General features: G+C 67.5%; 19 protein-coding genes. 12 read left to right on the top strand and 7 right to left on the bottom strand.

Going from position 1 to position 14,660, the window contains the following annotated elements; genetic code table 11:
• Positions 1 to 19: 19 nt before the first annotated feature.
• Positions 20 to 250: a DUF7508 domain-containing protein gene (locus BM310_RS08425; protein ID WP_089806439.1), complete on the bottom strand. Its 231-nt coding sequence runs from the start codon at positions 248 to 250 to the stop codon at positions 20 to 22.
• Complete coding sequence (locus BM310_RS08420) at positions 250 to 678, bottom strand: DUF5796 family protein (protein WP_089806437.1); 429 nt, start codon at positions 676 to 678, stop codon at positions 250 to 252. The genes BM310_RS08425 and BM310_RS08420 overlap by 1 nt, the downstream gene beginning before the upstream one ends.
• A 111-nt stretch (positions 679 to 789) precedes the next feature.
• Between BM310_RS08420 and BM310_RS08415 the strand changes: the two genes are divergently transcribed.
• The 4 genes from BM310_RS08415 (at position 790) to BM310_RS08400 (ending at position 3,288) form a co-directional block, all read left to right on the top strand.
• On the top strand, positions 790 to 1,266 hold the full coding sequence (locus BM310_RS08415; protein ID WP_089806435.1) for a MaoC family dehydratase: 477 nt from the start codon (positions 790 to 792) through the stop codon (positions 1,264 to 1,266).
• A gap of 126 nt (positions 1,267 to 1,392) precedes the next feature.
• Positions 1,393 to 2,247 (top strand): shikimate kinase, encoded by an 855-nt coding sequence (locus BM310_RS08410; protein WP_089806433.1) that lies wholly within the window; start codon positions 1,393 to 1,395, stop codon positions 2,245 to 2,247.
• Complete coding sequence (locus BM310_RS08405; protein ID WP_089806431.1) at positions 2,244 to 2,564, top strand: chorismate mutase; 321 nt, start codon at positions 2,244 to 2,246, stop codon at positions 2,562 to 2,564. Before BM310_RS08410 ends, BM310_RS08405 begins: the two co-directional genes overlap by 4 nt.
• A 160-nt stretch (positions 2,565 to 2,724) precedes the next feature.
• Positions 2,725 to 3,288: a class I SAM-dependent methyltransferase gene (locus tag BM310_RS08400; RefSeq protein ID WP_245778447.1), complete on the top strand. Its 564-nt coding sequence runs from the start codon at positions 2,725 to 2,727 to the stop codon at positions 3,286 to 3,288.
• A 121-nt stretch (positions 3,289 to 3,409) separates the two neighbouring features.
• Here the strand turns inward: BM310_RS08400 and BM310_RS08395 are convergent, their stop codons facing one another.
• Entirely contained in the window at positions 3,410 to 3,805 is a 396-nt protein-coding gene (locus BM310_RS08395; protein WP_089806427.1) for a CopG family ribbon-helix-helix protein, read from the bottom strand.
• Positions 3,806 to 3,912: 107 nt separating this feature from the next.
• Here BM310_RS08395 and BM310_RS08390 point away from each other — a divergent pair, with 107 nt between their 5' ends.
• Positions 3,913 to 4,881: a hypothetical protein gene (locus BM310_RS08390; RefSeq protein WP_089806425.1), complete on the top strand. Its 969-nt coding sequence runs from the start codon at positions 3,913 to 3,915 to the stop codon at positions 4,879 to 4,881.
• A gap of 49 nt (positions 4,882 to 4,930) precedes the next feature.
• Here BM310_RS08390 and BM310_RS20910 read toward each other — a convergent pair whose 3' ends face one another.
• Positions 4,931 to 5,137 carry a hypothetical protein gene (locus BM310_RS20910; RefSeq protein ID WP_143105133.1) on the bottom strand — a complete coding sequence of 69 codons (207 nt, stop codon included), beginning with the start codon at positions 5,135 to 5,137 and terminating at the stop codon, positions 4,931 to 4,933.
• 131 nt (positions 5,138 to 5,268) lie between these two features.
• Here BM310_RS20910 and BM310_RS08385 point away from each other — a divergent pair, with 131 nt between their 5' ends.
• Complete coding sequence (locus BM310_RS08385; protein ID WP_089806423.1) at positions 5,269 to 5,955, top strand: CPBP family intramembrane glutamic endopeptidase; 687 nt, start codon at positions 5,269 to 5,271, stop codon at positions 5,953 to 5,955.
• Positions 5,956 to 6,035: 80 nt separating this feature from the next.
• Here the strand turns inward: BM310_RS08385 and BM310_RS08380 are convergent, their stop codons facing one another.
• On the bottom strand, positions 6,036 to 6,644 hold the full coding sequence (locus BM310_RS08380) for a PH domain-containing protein (protein WP_089806421.1): 609 nt from the start codon (positions 6,642 to 6,644) through the stop codon (positions 6,036 to 6,038).
• Positions 6,645 to 6,734: 90 nt separating this feature from the next.
• The gene (locus tag BM310_RS08375; RefSeq protein ID WP_089806419.1) at positions 6,735 to 7,577 is read right to left on the bottom strand and encodes a CPBP family intramembrane glutamic endopeptidase; all 843 of its coding nucleotides are present in this window, start codon (positions 7,575 to 7,577) and stop codon (positions 6,735 to 6,737) included.
• A gap of 241 nt (positions 7,578 to 7,818) precedes the next feature.
• Here BM310_RS08375 and BM310_RS08370 point away from each other — a divergent pair, with 241 nt between their 5' ends.
• The 6 genes from BM310_RS08370 to BM310_RS08350 all read left to right on the top strand — a co-directional run bounded on the left by BM310_RS08370 (position 7,819) and on the right by BM310_RS08350 (position 13,804).
• Positions 7,819 to 8,511 (top strand): LiaF transmembrane domain-containing protein, encoded by a 693-nt coding sequence (locus BM310_RS08370; RefSeq protein WP_089806417.1) that lies wholly within the window; start codon positions 7,819 to 7,821, stop codon positions 8,509 to 8,511.
• 50 nt (positions 8,512 to 8,561) lie between these two features.
• Positions 8,562 to 8,738 carry a hypothetical protein gene (locus BM310_RS21330; protein ID WP_177232561.1) on the top strand — a complete coding sequence of 59 codons (177 nt, stop codon included), beginning with the start codon at positions 8,562 to 8,564 and terminating at the stop codon, positions 8,736 to 8,738.
• A 315-nt stretch (positions 8,739 to 9,053) separates the two neighbouring features.
• Positions 9,054 to 10,520, top strand: a complete 1,467-nt coding sequence (locus BM310_RS08365) for a substrate-binding domain-containing protein (protein ID WP_177232560.1) — start codon at positions 9,054 to 9,056, stop codon at positions 10,518 to 10,520.
• A 6-nt stretch (positions 10,521 to 10,526) separates the two neighbouring features.
• Positions 10,527 to 11,513 (top strand): carbohydrate ABC transporter permease, encoded by a 987-nt coding sequence (locus BM310_RS08360; RefSeq protein ID WP_394328048.1) that lies wholly within the window; start codon positions 10,527 to 10,529, stop codon positions 11,511 to 11,513.
• A 1-nt stretch (position 11,514) separates the two neighbouring features.
• Positions 11,515 to 12,447 (top strand): carbohydrate ABC transporter permease, encoded by a 933-nt coding sequence (locus tag BM310_RS08355; RefSeq protein WP_089806415.1) that lies wholly within the window; start codon positions 11,515 to 11,517, stop codon positions 12,445 to 12,447.
• A 4-nt stretch (positions 12,448 to 12,451) separates the two neighbouring features.
• Entirely contained in the window at positions 12,452 to 13,804 is a 1,353-nt protein-coding gene (locus tag BM310_RS08350) for an ABC transporter ATP-binding protein (protein ID WP_089806413.1), read from the top strand.
• 33 nt (positions 13,805 to 13,837) lie between these two features.
• On the opposite strand, the gene surE is transcribed toward BM310_RS08350, so the two are convergent.
• Complete coding sequence (gene surE / locus BM310_RS08345; RefSeq protein ID WP_089806411.1) at positions 13,838 to 14,638, bottom strand: 5'/3'-nucleotidase SurE; 801 nt, start codon at positions 14,636 to 14,638, stop codon at positions 13,838 to 13,840.
• Positions 14,639 to 14,660: the final 22 nt, after the last annotated feature.

Raw genomic sequence — 14,660 nt, 5'->3', positions numbered from 1 at the left:
GGCCCCCGGAGATGGGAGGCTACAGGTCGGCGAGGAGGCGTTCGGCGTGGTCGCGCGACTGCGCTCGCTTCCAGCGGACCTTCGCCGCGTCGCCGTAGGAGAGTTCCTCGCGGAGTTCGTCGGGCAGGAAGCCGGCGGCGGCGCGGACCACCTCGCCGTCGTCGTCGCCGAACTCGACGACGCCGTAGGCGTCCGGCGCCGCCCCGACCGTCGCCCGTTCGAGCGGTCGCCAGCGTTTCCGGAGCGACATCACTCGGTCACGAACTCGTAGGAGGACTCCCCCCAGTCGTCCTCCTCGAAGACGAACACGCGCCCGCGGGCCACCTCCGGGTCCGCCTCGACTTCGGTTCGCATCCCCTCGGTCCGGCGGACGGTGACGCCCGGGAACAGTTCCTCCTCCTCGTCCGGTTCGAGGATGACGCGACCGACGCCGGAGGACTCGAGGATGTCGTCGTGCGTCTTCAGGTCGTTCACGTATATCATCACGCCCTCCGTCTCCGTCGGGTCCGTCACGAGGACGTGCGTCTCCGTCGCCGGTCGGGTGGTGAGCGTCCCGGTCACCGCCTCCGGCACGCCGTGATAGAGAGTCGTCCGCCCGTCGGTGTACTCGACCTGCACGCCGTGGTCGAGCAGTTCCACGCCGAGGGTGCTCGGCGGCACGTCGTTTCGCGCGCTCATGTCCCGGCGTTACGCCGGAGCGGTGAAAAGCGACGCGATACGCGCGGTCGAACTGCGGGAGGCGCGCGGCGGAATCGGTGCCGATTTGTCGGTCGCTCGCGCCCGGGCGGTATGGACGCGACGCCGGTATCCGACGCCGACGCGACGCTCTCGTACGAGGCACTCGCCGTCGGCGACACGTTCGACGCCGAACGGACGACGACGCTCACGGAGGACGACATCACCGCCTTCGCGGGCGAGTACGACCCGCAACCGTTCCACCTCGACCGCGAGGCGGGCGCGGCGTCGATGTTCGACGGCCTCGTCGCCAGCGGACTCCACACCTACTGCGCCTGCAACCGACTGGCGACGGAGGCGTTCTTCTCTCGCGTCGCCTTCATGGGCGGCCGCGGCGTCGACGACCTGCGGTGGCAGCGACCCGTCCGACCGGGCGACACGCTCTCCGCCTCGGTCGAAGTCGTCTCCAAGCGCCCCTCCGAGTCGAACCCCGAACGCGGCTACGTCGACGTGGCCGTGACCGGCACGAACGGCGACGACGAGACGGTGGTGACGTGGACGGTGCTGGGGATGGTCCGGCGCGAGGCGTGAGCAGTCGGCGACGGCGTCGCGGGCGTCTGCGGCGTCGCCGCCGTGACTCCCGACCGCGGCCGCGCAGACAGAGGCCAATACGGCGGGGACCGCTACACCTTTCAGTTCGCTCGGTTCCGTACTGATATGCACGGCCGCGCAGTCGCACTCGGGGCGGGGACGATTCTGAACGCCCTCTCGACGGGCGTGGGGTCGGCGTTCGCCATCGACGCGGAGACCACCGCCACCGTCGAACTCGACGACTCCGAGTCGGTCCGGGGGTCCGTCGCGGAGGACGCCGACGCCGACACCAGACTCGTCGAACGATGCGTCGAACTCGCAGTCGAACGGTACGGCGACGACGACCACGGCGGGACCGTCCGCACCGAGAGCGACGTGCCGATGGCCGCGGGCCTGAAGAGTTCGAGCGCCGCGGCGAACGCGACGGTGCTGGCCACCGCGGACGCCCTCGGCGCCGACCCCGACCGGACCGAGGCCTGCCGACTCGGCGTGCGGGCCGCCCGCGACGTCGGCGTCACCGTGACCGGCGCGTTCGACGACGCCTCCGCGTCGATGCTCGGCGGCGCGACGGTGACGGACAACGACGCCGACGAACTGCTCGCCCGCGACCCGGTCGAGTGGGACGTCCTCGTCTGGACGCCCGACGAACGCGCATACAGCGCCGACGCGGACGTGGACGCCTGCGCGAACGTCGCGCCGATGGCCGAACTGGTCGCCGAACTCGCCCTCGACGGTCGCTACGGCGAGGCGATGACGGTCAACGGACTGGCGTTCTCGGCCGCGCTGGGGTTCCCCACCGACCCCGCCGTGGAGGCGATGCCGCACGCGGCCGGCGTCTCCCTCTCGGGCACCGGCCCGAGCGTCGTCGCGGTGGCCGAACCGGGCGACTCGTCGCTCGAACGGGTGCGGGCCCTGTGGGCCGAACGGGACGGCACGACGTGGCTGACGACGACGCGAAACGACGGAGCATACGTACGATGACACGAGACACACAGCGGACGACCGACCAGACGGAGAAACTGCCCGACGACATGAGCCTCGACGAACTGCGGACCGAAATCGCGGACATCGACCGCGAGATAGTCGAACTCATCGCCCGCCGGACGTACGTCGCCGACACCGTGGCGCAGGTGAAAGACGAACGCGACCTGCCGACCACCGACGAGGGGCAGGAGGAAGTCGTGATGGACCGCGCCGGCGAGAACGCAGAGCGCTTCGAGGTGGACTCGAACCTCGTGAAAGCCATCTTCCGACTGCTCATCGAATTGAACAAGGTGGAACAGAGAGAAAGTCGGTAGCACGAAACGTGGTGTTCGGTATCGCGTGAATCCCGAGCGACGGTACGACGCCCCCTCGGAGACCTGTCGACGATTACTCTTGGAACCCTTATCCTCCCACCGTCGCTACTGCTGAGTACCAATGAACGAAACGGAGAACGACTATCACGGGTACACGCCGATGGACTACGACGAGGACAGCGCGGCGGACGAGGCGTACCAGACGTGCGTTTCGTACATCGTCGAACACGCACCGATCGAACGCGACGATACGGTGGTTGACGTGGGGACCGGAACCGGAATCGTCGCGCTTGAACTCGCATCGAAGTGCGACCGCGTCCTCGGGCGCGACATCGACGACGAGTGGCTTCGATATGCTCGGGAGAAGGCAGCGGAGAGAGGCGTCGAAAACGTCTCGTTCGACCACGGTTCGTTTCGGGAACCGAACGTCGAGGAGGCGGTGGATGTCGTCGTCGCGAGTTACGCGCTCTACATGGCGTACGACGAGGGCGGTGAGGGGACGTTACGGGCCGCAATCGAGGGTATCTCGTCGCTCAACCCCCGCCACCTCGTCGTTGCCGATAAGATGTTCTTCGGGCCACCGGAGCCCCGGGGCGGCTACGAAACACTCCCGCGGATGGGGACTGTTGCGAACCTGCTCGCCGATACGGGCTTCACGCTCACCGACGTGGAAATCGTCAGTGGTTCCGCGGGCGTCCTCGTCGCTTCTCGAACGAGTGGGTGACAAGTCTTCCATCACGCGGCACGAACGTACAACGTGGGCGAAATCTGTAACGTCAGTCAAGAACCTGAACAAGGTCGGATAACGAGAGAACCGGTGAACGGTCGCAGTCGCACCGGCCGACTCACTCGACGCTGTCGCGGATTACCATCACCTTCACTCGGCGCACGCCGTCGAAGTCTCGGAGCCGATAGGTGAGTTCGCGCACTCGCTCTGCGGGCCCCCGACAGAACAGCGATTCGAGACACCACTCGCCCTGATGGGTGTGACTCGTGCTGAGAATCACGTCCGGGTAGTCGTGCTGGACGTCGTGCAGTTCCTGTATCACCTCGTCGTGTCGATAGTCGAACGCGACCAGAGCGACGACTTCGCCGCTCGTATCCTCGAGGCGAGAGTGGGACTCGATGTACTCCAGCATCGCCTCTCTGACCGCCCGCGACCGGTTTTCTATCCCCTGTTCCTGCCAAACACGGTCGAACTCCTCGACCATCTCGTCCGGGATGTTGAAGCTCGTTCGCATACCTCCTGCCTCGTCGCGCCGCTACAAGAGTCCCCCCGTATGACGATTCCCCCGATTCGGTAGTAACAACCGTTATACACGTCGTTGAGGGAGTTCCTCGCACAGAGATGTTACACGGCGAAGCACTCGGCCTCCTCGTCGGCGCAGTCGCACTCGGTGCCGTCCACGGCATCGAACCGGGCCACGGATGGCCGGTCGCCGCGTCCTACGCGCTCGACCAGACGAACAAGTGGGTGTACGGGTTCGCGGCGAGTTTCATCCTCGGCATCGGCCACCTCGTCAGCAGCATCGCGATGGTCGCGGTATTCTTCTACGCGAAGTCGTACTTCGACCTCACGCAGGTGAACGAACCGATGACGATACTCGGCGGCGTCCAAATCGGCGGCCCCGTCAGTCTCGTCGCCGGCGTCCTGCTCGTCGCCCTCGGTATCCGGGAGTACTTCCACGGCCACTCGCACGGACACGGGAACGACGACGGACACACCCACGACCACGACGACGGACACACCCACGACCACGACGACGGACACACCCACGACCACGACGACGGACACACCCACGACCACACTGACCGCGACCGCTCGGTCGGGGACGGCCATCGGTACGCCGTCGCCGAGATGGAGAAGCCCGGACGCGGGCAGGACCACGTCCACGAAGAGGGGCACACTCACGACCACGGCGGCCACCACACCCACGACCACGACGACGGCGGCCGACTCGCTCGCGTGAAGGGGTTCGTCCCGTTTCTCGGCGGCCACTCGCACTCCCACGGTGACCTCGACGACGCCACCGACCGGGGTCTCTTGGGCATCGCGTGGTTCGCGTTCCTCCTCGGATTCGCCCACGAGGAGGAGTTCGAGATAATCGCGCTCTGCGCCGGGTCGAACCACTGTCTCGAACTGATGAGCGCGTACGCGGTCACCGTCATCGTGGGAATCGTCGGACTGACGATGCTGCTGATAGCCGGCTACCAGCACTACGAGGAGCGAGTCGAACGGTACACGCCGTACCTCCCAGCGTTCTCCGCCGCCGTCCTCGTCGTCATGGGGGTCGGGTTCGTCGTCGGCCTGTTCTGAGCCGTCCCCCTCCGCGCGGGGTGTAGGACGTGACCCGCGCGAGACGGCCTCACTCTTCGGCGTAGAACAGCGTCCGCCGGCACGACGGGCAGACGTACGGGACGGGCGTCAGAATCTCGTCGGCGCGGATGCTGCTGAGAAACCCCTCCGTCGGCTCCTCGGACACCATCCGTATCTCGCCGACGACGTCGCTCCCCTTCAGCGTCATCCGTTCCATCGGTTCGTCGCAGTCGGGGCAGGCTCTGTCAGCGGGCACGCCCGACGCTCCTCGTCGGGAGGTAATAATCCTGTTTCCACCGGCCGGGTCCGTCCGGTTCCTCCGTTCTCACCCGTCAGGAATCTGCGAACGGCTCATGCTCGGTCGCCGAGCACGTCACGACGACACTCATGACGACGGGTACCGCGGAGTCCTCGACGCACCGAAGCGCCTCGCCGGCGGCACTCGTGGGTCTGGTCGTCGCGCTGTTCGGCGTTCCGCTCCTCTGGCCGCTCGACCTCCCGACCCGCGTCGGCTGGTCGGTGGCGAGTTCGACGCTCGTCGGCAGTCTCACGAACTGGCTGGTGGTCGCGGTCCTCCTCACCGTCGTCGTCCGCTGGGAGCGCCGCTCGCTCGCCTCCATCGGGGTCCGGCGACCGACCCGCCGACAGGCGCTCGTGGCGCTCGGTGCCGGCGTCGTCGCCGTCGTCCTCGGCCTCCTCGCGACCGGTGCGGCGGTCGTCGCCTTCGACGTTCGACAGCCCGAGGCGCTGTCGGCTATCGGTCGACTGTCGCTCCCGGTGAAGCTCGCACTCGTCGGCACCGCCGTCGTCAGCGAGGAGATTCTCTGGCGCGGGTATCCGATAGAGCGACTCACCGAACTGACCGGTCGGCTGTGGGTCGGCGCCGCCGTCAGTTTCGTCGTCTTCCTCGGGGTCCACTACCCCGCGTGGGGGCTCGTCGGCGCGATTCCGCAGTCCGTCTTCACGCTCGCCCTCGTCGGCGTCTACGCGTGGAGTCGGAACGCGGTGGCTAGCATGCTCACGCACGCCGTCGTCAACGTCTGCATGGTGCTCGTGTTACCGGCGTTCCTGTGACTCGACGGACGTGCGCCGAGTCAGGAGGTGAAGCGGCCGGCGGCGAGGGAGGGTCGCGAGCGACTCCCGGCCCGGTCCCGTCAGGCGGTGCGCCCTCCTTCGAGCAGTTCTCTGATGCGCCGCAGTTCCGCGAGGAGTTCCCCGGACTCCGACCCGACCTCGCCCCCCGCCCGCCCCGTCTCGACGGCGTCGTCTCCCTCGGTCGATTCGGGACGCCGGCGACGGACTTTGCCCAGAATCTGGTCCTTTATCTCCTCGTAGTCGCTCACCCCGGTGACGGAGAGTTCGGCCCCCGTCTGCCCGCCGAACCCGGCGGTGTGGACGCCGACCGTTCCGGCGCCGACGAGTCGCTGGAGGGGACCTTGCGAGGCGTCGACGTTCGTGATGCGGTTGTAGGGGACCGCCGTCCGCTGGCGGAAGAACACGCCGCGGCGGTACTCGAGTTCCTCGTCCCCGAGTCGGTAGTCGGCCGTCCGGTAGAACGCCCGAATCCACCACGTGAGGAAGGCGAACCCGGCGAGAGCGACGCCGCCGCCGCCGACCACGACCCAGTCGTTGACCGCGAACAGGACGCCGGTGACTGCGAGGACGCCGACGACGACGGCGACGACGCCGAGGGCGAGCGCTTCGGCCGCGTAGTAGTACTGCGTCAGTTGCTCCGGCTTGAACCACTCGTTCTCTGGTCTCATACGCGTGAGTACGTCGTCTGCGGACTTCTATCGATCCGAAGGTTCCCGAACGGCGAGAAGGGTTTCGGGGGCACCGGGTGCGCCGTCGGTTCACGAACGCTCGGGCGACGGGGAAGACCCGCCGTCGCCCCGGACGAGCCGTCTCGGTCCCCAGTAGGCGACGACGGCCACCGTGGTGACGGCCAGCGCCACGACGAACGCGAGGCTCCCGGCGTCCGAGTCGAGGACGGGGAACATCACCTGCGACCAGTTGAACGAGGCGTGGAACAGTATCGCCGGCAGGAGGCTCCGGTTCGTGTTGTCGTAGACCCACGTCAGGAGAATCGAGAAGAGCGTGATGGAGACGACGAAGCCGAGGACGGGGTTGCGGTAGTAGATGGTCTCGCTCGGGATGTAGAACAGGGGGAGGTGCCAGAGCGCCCAGACGACGCCGACGAGTGCGCCGCCGCCGACGGCCGTGAACCGCTCCTGAAGGGGGCCGAGCAGGTAGCCGCGCCAGCCGAACTCCTCCTGCAACGGGCCGCCGAGGAGGAGGACGAACGCGAACGCGACGGGGAGGACGAGCGGTTGGTCCGCCCACGGGAACGCAGGCGTCGTCCCGGTGGCGACGGCGACGGCCAAGCCGACGGCGACGAGGGCCGGCGAGAGCAGGAGCGCGGGGAGGAGCCACCGCGTCGGGAAGTCGAGGCGGACGGCGCGAGCGGCGAGTTCCCGCGCGCCGGCGAGGCCGTCCGCGTACACGACGAGGGCGAACGCGGCGACGGTCGGACCGAACGCGCCGAGTCGGGGGAGTGCGGGGACGCCACCGACGAGGCCCTCGGCGGCCAACGCCTCGGGGAGCCAGAACCCCCACGACCACGCGAACGTCAGGAGGAGGAACGCCGGGACGCGCCGGCGGTCGGCGGCGTCGGCGAGCGACGCGTCTTCGCGCATGTCTCTCCTCACGTCTCCCAACCAGTTAGTCGGTAGTGGTGGACCGGCCCCGGGAGGGACGCCGCCGGACGGCAGTCGACCCGGACCGGGGCGGCGCGCTCTCGCGACTCCATCGAAGTCGGGGACGCAGGCGAATCCGGGCGACTTCCTCGAACCACGACGACCCCCTCGAACCCCGACGACTCTCGGCGTTTGAGAACCAGATTCTCGGTTTATCGAACCGGCGACCGTCTCTCTAGTCATGAGCAACACTGCCCCCACCCGTCGCATCCCGACCAGCCAGGTACTGTTCGGCGCACTCGTCGTCCTGCTGGGAGTCCTCCTCCTGTTGGACAGTACGAACGTCGCGCCCACCCGGAGTCTGCTGACGTACGCGCCGTCGCTGTTCGTCCTCGTCGGCCTCTGGGCGTTCGTCCAGAGCGGGTTCCGCAACGTCGTCGGTCCGGCGGTCCTCGTCGTCGTCGCCGGCGCGTGGCAACTGGTCGCACTCGGCTACGCCACCGTCTCGGAACTGGTCGTCTACTGGCCGGTGCTCGTCATCGCGTTCGGCCTCTCGGTCGTCCTCGGACAGTACCGGTCGCGCGTGGCGACGACAGACGACAGCCACGACTCCCTGTTCGCCGCCTTCGGCGGCGTCGAACGGCGCAACACCTCGAAGACGTTCGTCGGCGCCGACCTGACCGCGGTGTTCGGCGGGGCCGAACTCGACCTGCGCGACGCCGAACTCACCGACCGACCGGCGCGGGTAAACGTCCTCGCCCTGTTCGGCGGCGCCGAAGTCGTCGTCCCGCGGGACTGGAACGTCAAGATGGACGTGCTCCCGATTCTCGCGGGCGCGTCCGACGACCGGCCGCGCCGCGAGAGCGAACACGACGAAATCGACCTCGTCGTCACCGGTTTCACCGCCTTCGGCGGCGTGTCGGTCACCGACTGAGCGTCCCCGCCGACGTGAAGTATTTCACGACAGTCGCCGAATACGACGGTATGCGAACGAAACTCGCGCTCGGCGTCGGCGTCGTCGTCGCCGTCGCCGGCGTGGCCTCCACCCTGACGACCGGTGGCGGACTCGCCGAGGCGGTGATGTGGTCGCTCGTCGCCGCGATTCCCGCCGCCATCGTCGCACTCGGGGCGATTCCGACGGGCTACGCCGGCGACGACTGACCGGGTCGCTCGAACCGACGCACCGCCTCACCACGACGCCGCGACGTTCTCCTTCGCGCGTCACTGTCTCCTGTGGTACATTATTTCATACGTATTTGTCTTTGATATCGGCCATAAACGGTTATAGATTATATCGTGTGAACCCACATATGTCTGCGGTGACAGTGTGCAGGCGACGGACCGAGAACAGAGACGCTGAACCGCGGAACCGCCGCCTCACCGGCGGTTCCCCCGGCGTCAGAGGTGGTGGTCCGGAGTGAGACGCGGCGGTCACCCGCATCGCACTGCGCGCGAACGTATCGGGCGGGTTCACCGATGACCGACAGAGACGTCAGTCGGAGACGGTTCGTGAAGGCCGCGGGCGGCGCCGCCGTGGGGACGAGTCTCTCGGGGTGCATCGCGCAGGCGCAGACGGAGTCCGGCGCGGTTCAGGTCGCGGCCAACACGGACCTCAAGAACAACTCGGCGGCGATGGAGGAGAAACTCCACGAGGTCGGTCTGTCGAAGGACGTCTCGCTCGACGTCATCGCCGGCAGAGCCTCGACGGGCGCCAGACAGCAGCAGTACAACCGGTGGCTGTCGGCGAACCTCTCGCAGCCCTCGCTGCTCATGATGGACAGCGGATGGACGATTCCGTTCATCGTGCGCGAGCAGTTGACGAACCTCTCCGAGGAGATGCCGGACCTCGCGGAGATGGTGCAGTCGGAGTACTTCGAGACGTTCAGCGAGACGGCGCAGGGGGCGAACGGCGACCAGTTCGCACTCCCGCTGTACCCCACGACGGGGAACATGCTCTACCGGAAGGACTGGGTGAAAGAGGCCGGCTACAGTCCGGACTCGGAGAACTGGGCGACCGAACCCATCTCGTGGAAGACGTTCTCGGAGGTGGCCAAGGAGGTCAAAGCGCAACGGGACGACCCCTACGGCTTCACCTTCCAGGGGAAGTCGTACGCCGGCCTGTCGTGCTGTGACTTCCGGGAGTTCACCGGGTCGTGGGGCGGGTCGTACTTCGGCGCGAAGGAGAACCTGTTCGGTCCCGTCGGCGAACGCCCGGTCACCACGGACTCGAAACCCGTCGTGGACTCGGCGCGGATGGTCCGGACGTTCATCGACGGCGACGCCGAGAACGCCCTCGACTCGATGACCGGCGACATCGCCCCGCGGACGGTCCTGCAGTGGGAGGAGGAGTCCTCCCGGAAGCCGTTCGCCGCGGGCAACGCCGTCATGCACCGCAACTGGCCGTACGCCATCGCCATCAGCGGCGCCGAGGAGGAGTTCGGCGACGACCTCGGCGTGATGCCCATCCCGTACGGCGTGACGCCCGGGAAGGCGAAGTTCGACGGGTACGGCGGCTCGGTGTCGTCCCTCGGCGGGTGGCACATGGCGCTGAACCCGAACGCCGCCAGACCGGAGGCGTCCAAGGAGATACTCCGGGCGATGGCCGACCCGGAGTTCCAGTTGTGGCTGTTCGAGACGCTGGGCTACCTCCCGCCGCGGAAGGCGCTGTTCGACTCCGAACGCGCGGCGGAGGTGCCCGTGATGGGCCGTTACATCGAGACGTTGAAGTACTCCGTCGCGCACGCCATCCCGCGACCCGTCACCGTGGCGTGGCCGCCGGAGTCGGCGAAGATTGCACAGCAGGCGAACGCGAGTTTCAGCGGGCTCAAGTCCCCGACAGAGGCGATGACAGACCTCAAACGACAGCTTCAGAACATCGAAGAGGCGTCCCAGCGAGAGGAACAGTCTTCGAACCGAGGCCGACTCGCGGCGGGGGGACGGTGAGTCCCCGTGTCAACGGAGACCGGACGGTCGGGCGGTCCCGGCCTGTCCTCGCCGGTGCGGTACGGGCAACGCTGGGTGGAGAACCTCAGCGACACCCAGTTCGCCTACCTGCTGTTGGCCCCGTCGCTCGTCATCTTCGCCGTCGTGGCGTTCTGGCCGCTGGCGCGGACGTTCCAGATGTCGCTGCACGCGAACTCGCTGTACGGCGCGGAGCGTCTGGGTCAGTTCGTCGGCCTGCAGAACTACGTCGAACTGCTGACCGGTCAGATGAACGCCTCGCTCCCGCGGCCGTTCTTCGACCTGAGCCAGCCGTTCAAGAGCGCCGTCACCGTCACGCTCATCTTCACCGTGGTGAGCGTGACGCTGGAGACGCTCATCGGCTTCGGGCAGGCGCTCATCCTGAATCAGGACTTCCGCGGCCGGCGCTGGGTTCGCGTCGCCATCATCCTCCCGTGGGCGGTTCCCATCGTCATCCAGGGGATGATATTCTACCTGCTGTTCCAGCCGACGGTGGGCTTCCTCGTCGAACCGCTCCACCAGTTGGGGCTGTTCTCGACGACGCCGCAGGCCAACAGCATGGACTCGCTCATCATCGTCATCGTCGCCGACGTGTGGAAGACGTCGGCGTTCATGGCGCTCATCATCCTCGCCGGGTTGCAGAGCGTGGACCGCTCGCTGTACGACGTGGCGAAGGTGTCGGGCGCCTCGAAACTCGAGGCGTTCAAGACGGTGACGCTGCCGCTCGTCCTCCCGTCGGTGCTGGTGGCGATGCTGTTCCGCACCATCGGGGCGATGCGCGTCTACGGGCTCATCACGACGGTGTCGTCGTGCAGCACGGTGCCGTCGCTGTCGTGTCTCGTCGTCCAGACGTTCAGCACCAGTCGGTACGCCGCCGCGGCCGCCGTCGCGTTCGTCACCGCGGCGCTCATCGGCGGCGTCGTCACCGTCTACATCGTCAAGTTCGCCGACGTGCAGGGTGCGGGGGGGCTCTGAGATGAGCACCGATAGCTCCGACGGGAACGCGATTCAGCGCTGGGCGAGCAGTTCCATGTCGAACCCCGAGCGGACGTACAAGGCGCTGTTCTACATCCTCACGGGCGCGTTCCTCGTCACGACACTGTTCCCGTTCTACTGGCTGACGGTGCTGGCGCTGACGCCCAGCGACAGCATGATAGACGTGGGACTGCTGCCGAACGGGTTCAACCCCGAGGCGTTCGTGACGGTGTTCACGCGCGTCCCGTTCCACCTCTACATCTTCAACAGCCTCGTCATCGGCGTCGTCACCACGGCCATCGTGCTGGTGCTGGCGAGTTTCGCGGGCTACGCGTTCGGTCGGTTCGAGTTCCCGGGCCGGCGACCGCTGATGCTCGTCTTCCTCGCCATCTCGTACTTCCCGCCGGCGGCGTTCCTGCTGCCGCTGTTCGAGCTGTTCACGGCGAACATAACGTTCTTCACGCTGCCGCAGGTCGGACAGGTCAACAGCCCGATGCTGTTCAACGGGCCGGGAGCGATGGTGCTGCCGTACACGGCGCTGTTCATGCCGCTGTCGATATTCATCCTCACGACGTTCTACAGCCAGATTCCGGACGGGCTGGAGGACGCCGCACGCGTCGAGGGCAACACCCGCCTCGGCGCGCTCTTCAAGGTCATCATGCCCCTGTCCGCCCCCGGCGTGGCGACGGCGGGCGTGCTGACGTTCATCTCCGTCTACAACGAGTTCTTCTTCGCGTTCCTGATGACCGACGGGCGAGTCCGCAACTGGGCGACCATCGTCTGGGGGCTCCTCAGCTATCAGGGACGCTACGCCACGTCGTACAACCTCATGGCGGCGGCGAGCATCCTGGGGGTCATCCCCATCGCCATCCTCGTCGTCGTCGCACAGGAGAAGATTGTCAGCGGTCTGACCGCCGGAGCGGTCAAGGAGTAACCTCATGGGAGACGTAACTTACCGAAACATCACGAAGAAGTACGCGGACGTAACGGCTGTCGACGACCTGAACCTCGACATCGAGGACGGCGAGTTCGTCTGTCTCGTCGGTCCCTCCGGCTGTGGGAAATCCACGTCGCTGGAGATGGTGGCCGGACTGACGGAGCCGACGTCCGGCGACCTCTACATCGACGGCGAGGAGGTGACGGACCTCCCGCCGAAGGACCGGGACATCTCGATGGTGTTCCAGAACATCGCGCTGTTCCCGCACATGGACGTGTACGACAACATCAGCTACGGGCTTCGCCTCCGCGACTTCGACGACGAGGAGATAGACCGTCGGGTCGAGAACGCGGCCGAACTCGTCCAGATGCAGGGGATGCTCGACCGGATGCCCGAGGAGATGTCCGGCGGGCAGCGACAGCGCGTCGCCATCGCCCGCGCCATCGTGCGCGACCCGGAGGTGTTCCTGATGGACGAACCGCTGGCGAACCTCGACGCCAAACTGCGCGTCCACATGCGGACGAAACTGCAGGAACTCCACAAGGAACTGGACGCGACCATCATCTACGTCACGCACAACCAGGAGGAGGCGATGACGATGTCGAGCCGCATCGCCGTGATGAACCACGGCGAACTCCAGCAGTTCGCCGAGCCGCTGACCTGCTACTACCGGCCGACCAACCAGTTCGTCGCCGGCTTCATCGGGTCGCCGTCGATGAACTTCCTCGACGGGCGCGTGACCGACGACGGCGTGGAGACGGAGCACTTCTCGCTCGACGCCGACGAGGGCGTCCTCGACGTGCAGTCGGGCACGCGAGTGACCGTCGGCATCCGGCCGGAGGACATCTTCCTCGCCGAGGGCGCGGACCTGCAGGACGACGACGGCGCAGTCGGCGCGGCGGACGCCCGCGACATGGACGGCGACCCGTCCGCACCCATCGACGTCACCACGAACGTCCTCGAACCCGTCGGCGACGACATCTACGTCTACACCGAGTTCGAGGGCGAGACGGCGGCGACGTCCGACGGGCAGGCCGCCGGCAGCGACGGGTCGGGGATGACCGGACCGGCCGTCGAAGACGGCGACGCGGCCGAGGCCGACGCCGATGCAGACGCGGCGCAGGCCGACGAGACGTCGCTGCTCATGAGCATGCCCCCGATTCCGGACATGGACACCGACGCCGCCGAGGGGCAGCGAACCCGCGTCGTCCTCGACCGCAGCATGGTCCACCTGTTCGACGCAGACACCGGCGAGGCAATCGTCCACGGCCTGACCGCCGACGCCGGGACGGGCGGCCGGCAGTCGGGCGACGGGCGGACCGAAACCGCCACCGACGGCGGCAGTCCGTCCTGACGCTCCGGTTTCGGCACCGCCCCGGGAACCGCTTCAGGACAGGTACGACTCGGCGAGCGAATCCAGCGCCTCGTGGCGGTGCGTCGTGTGCGGGGCCGTCAGCGGCGACACCGATACCCGCCCCTCGACGATGGCGCGGCGGTCGGTCCCCTGCGGGTCCGGCAGGTCGCCGGTCCCCATCCGCTCCCAGATGCGGTCGTGGAGCCTGATTCGCCCGTCCTCCTCGTGGTGCGCGGTCATCGCGTACATCTTCGATGGCGCCGTTATCTCGATTGGCGCGCGCGCTTCGTCGTCGCCGCCGGCCATCGGCGCGTTCACGTTCAGATACTCCGCCTCCTCGAAGACGCCGGCCTCGGGGGCGTTCCGCGCGAGGAACGTCGCCGCGTCCGTCGCGTGCCGGTAGTCCGCGACGGCGTCGGCCTTCTCGGTCCACGGTTCGTCGCCGCCGGGCGGAACGTACAGCGAGACGGCTATCGCGGGCACGTCGAAGAACGCGGCTTCGACGGCGGCGCTGACGGTGCCCGACCGGCCGAGGACGTAGGCCCCGAGGTTCGCGCCCTTGTTACAGCCGGCGACGACCATGTCCACGTCGGGGCAGAGCACTTCGAGGCCGACGACGGTGCAGTCGGCCGGCGTCCCCTCGATGGCGTAGCCCAACTCGTGTTCGGTCACGTCCACGTCGTTCGACATCTTGCGGCCGACGGCGCTCTGGTCGTCGGCGGGCGCGACGGCGGTCACGTCGGCGAACTCGTCGAACGCCTCGTACAGCGCGCGGAAGCCGGTGCTCTCGATTCCGTCGTCGTTCGTCAGGAGGATAGAGAACGAGTCGTCCATACCCGTTCGTTCGGCGGACCGC

Source organism: Halogeometricum rufum (genome assembly GCF_900112175.1).
Taxonomy (GTDB): Archaea; Halobacteriota; Halobacteria; order Halobacteriales; family Haloferacaceae; genus Halogeometricum; species Halogeometricum rufum.
Note: the sequence above shows the minus strand (reverse complement) of the source record. Positions and strands in the feature narration are given on the sequence as shown.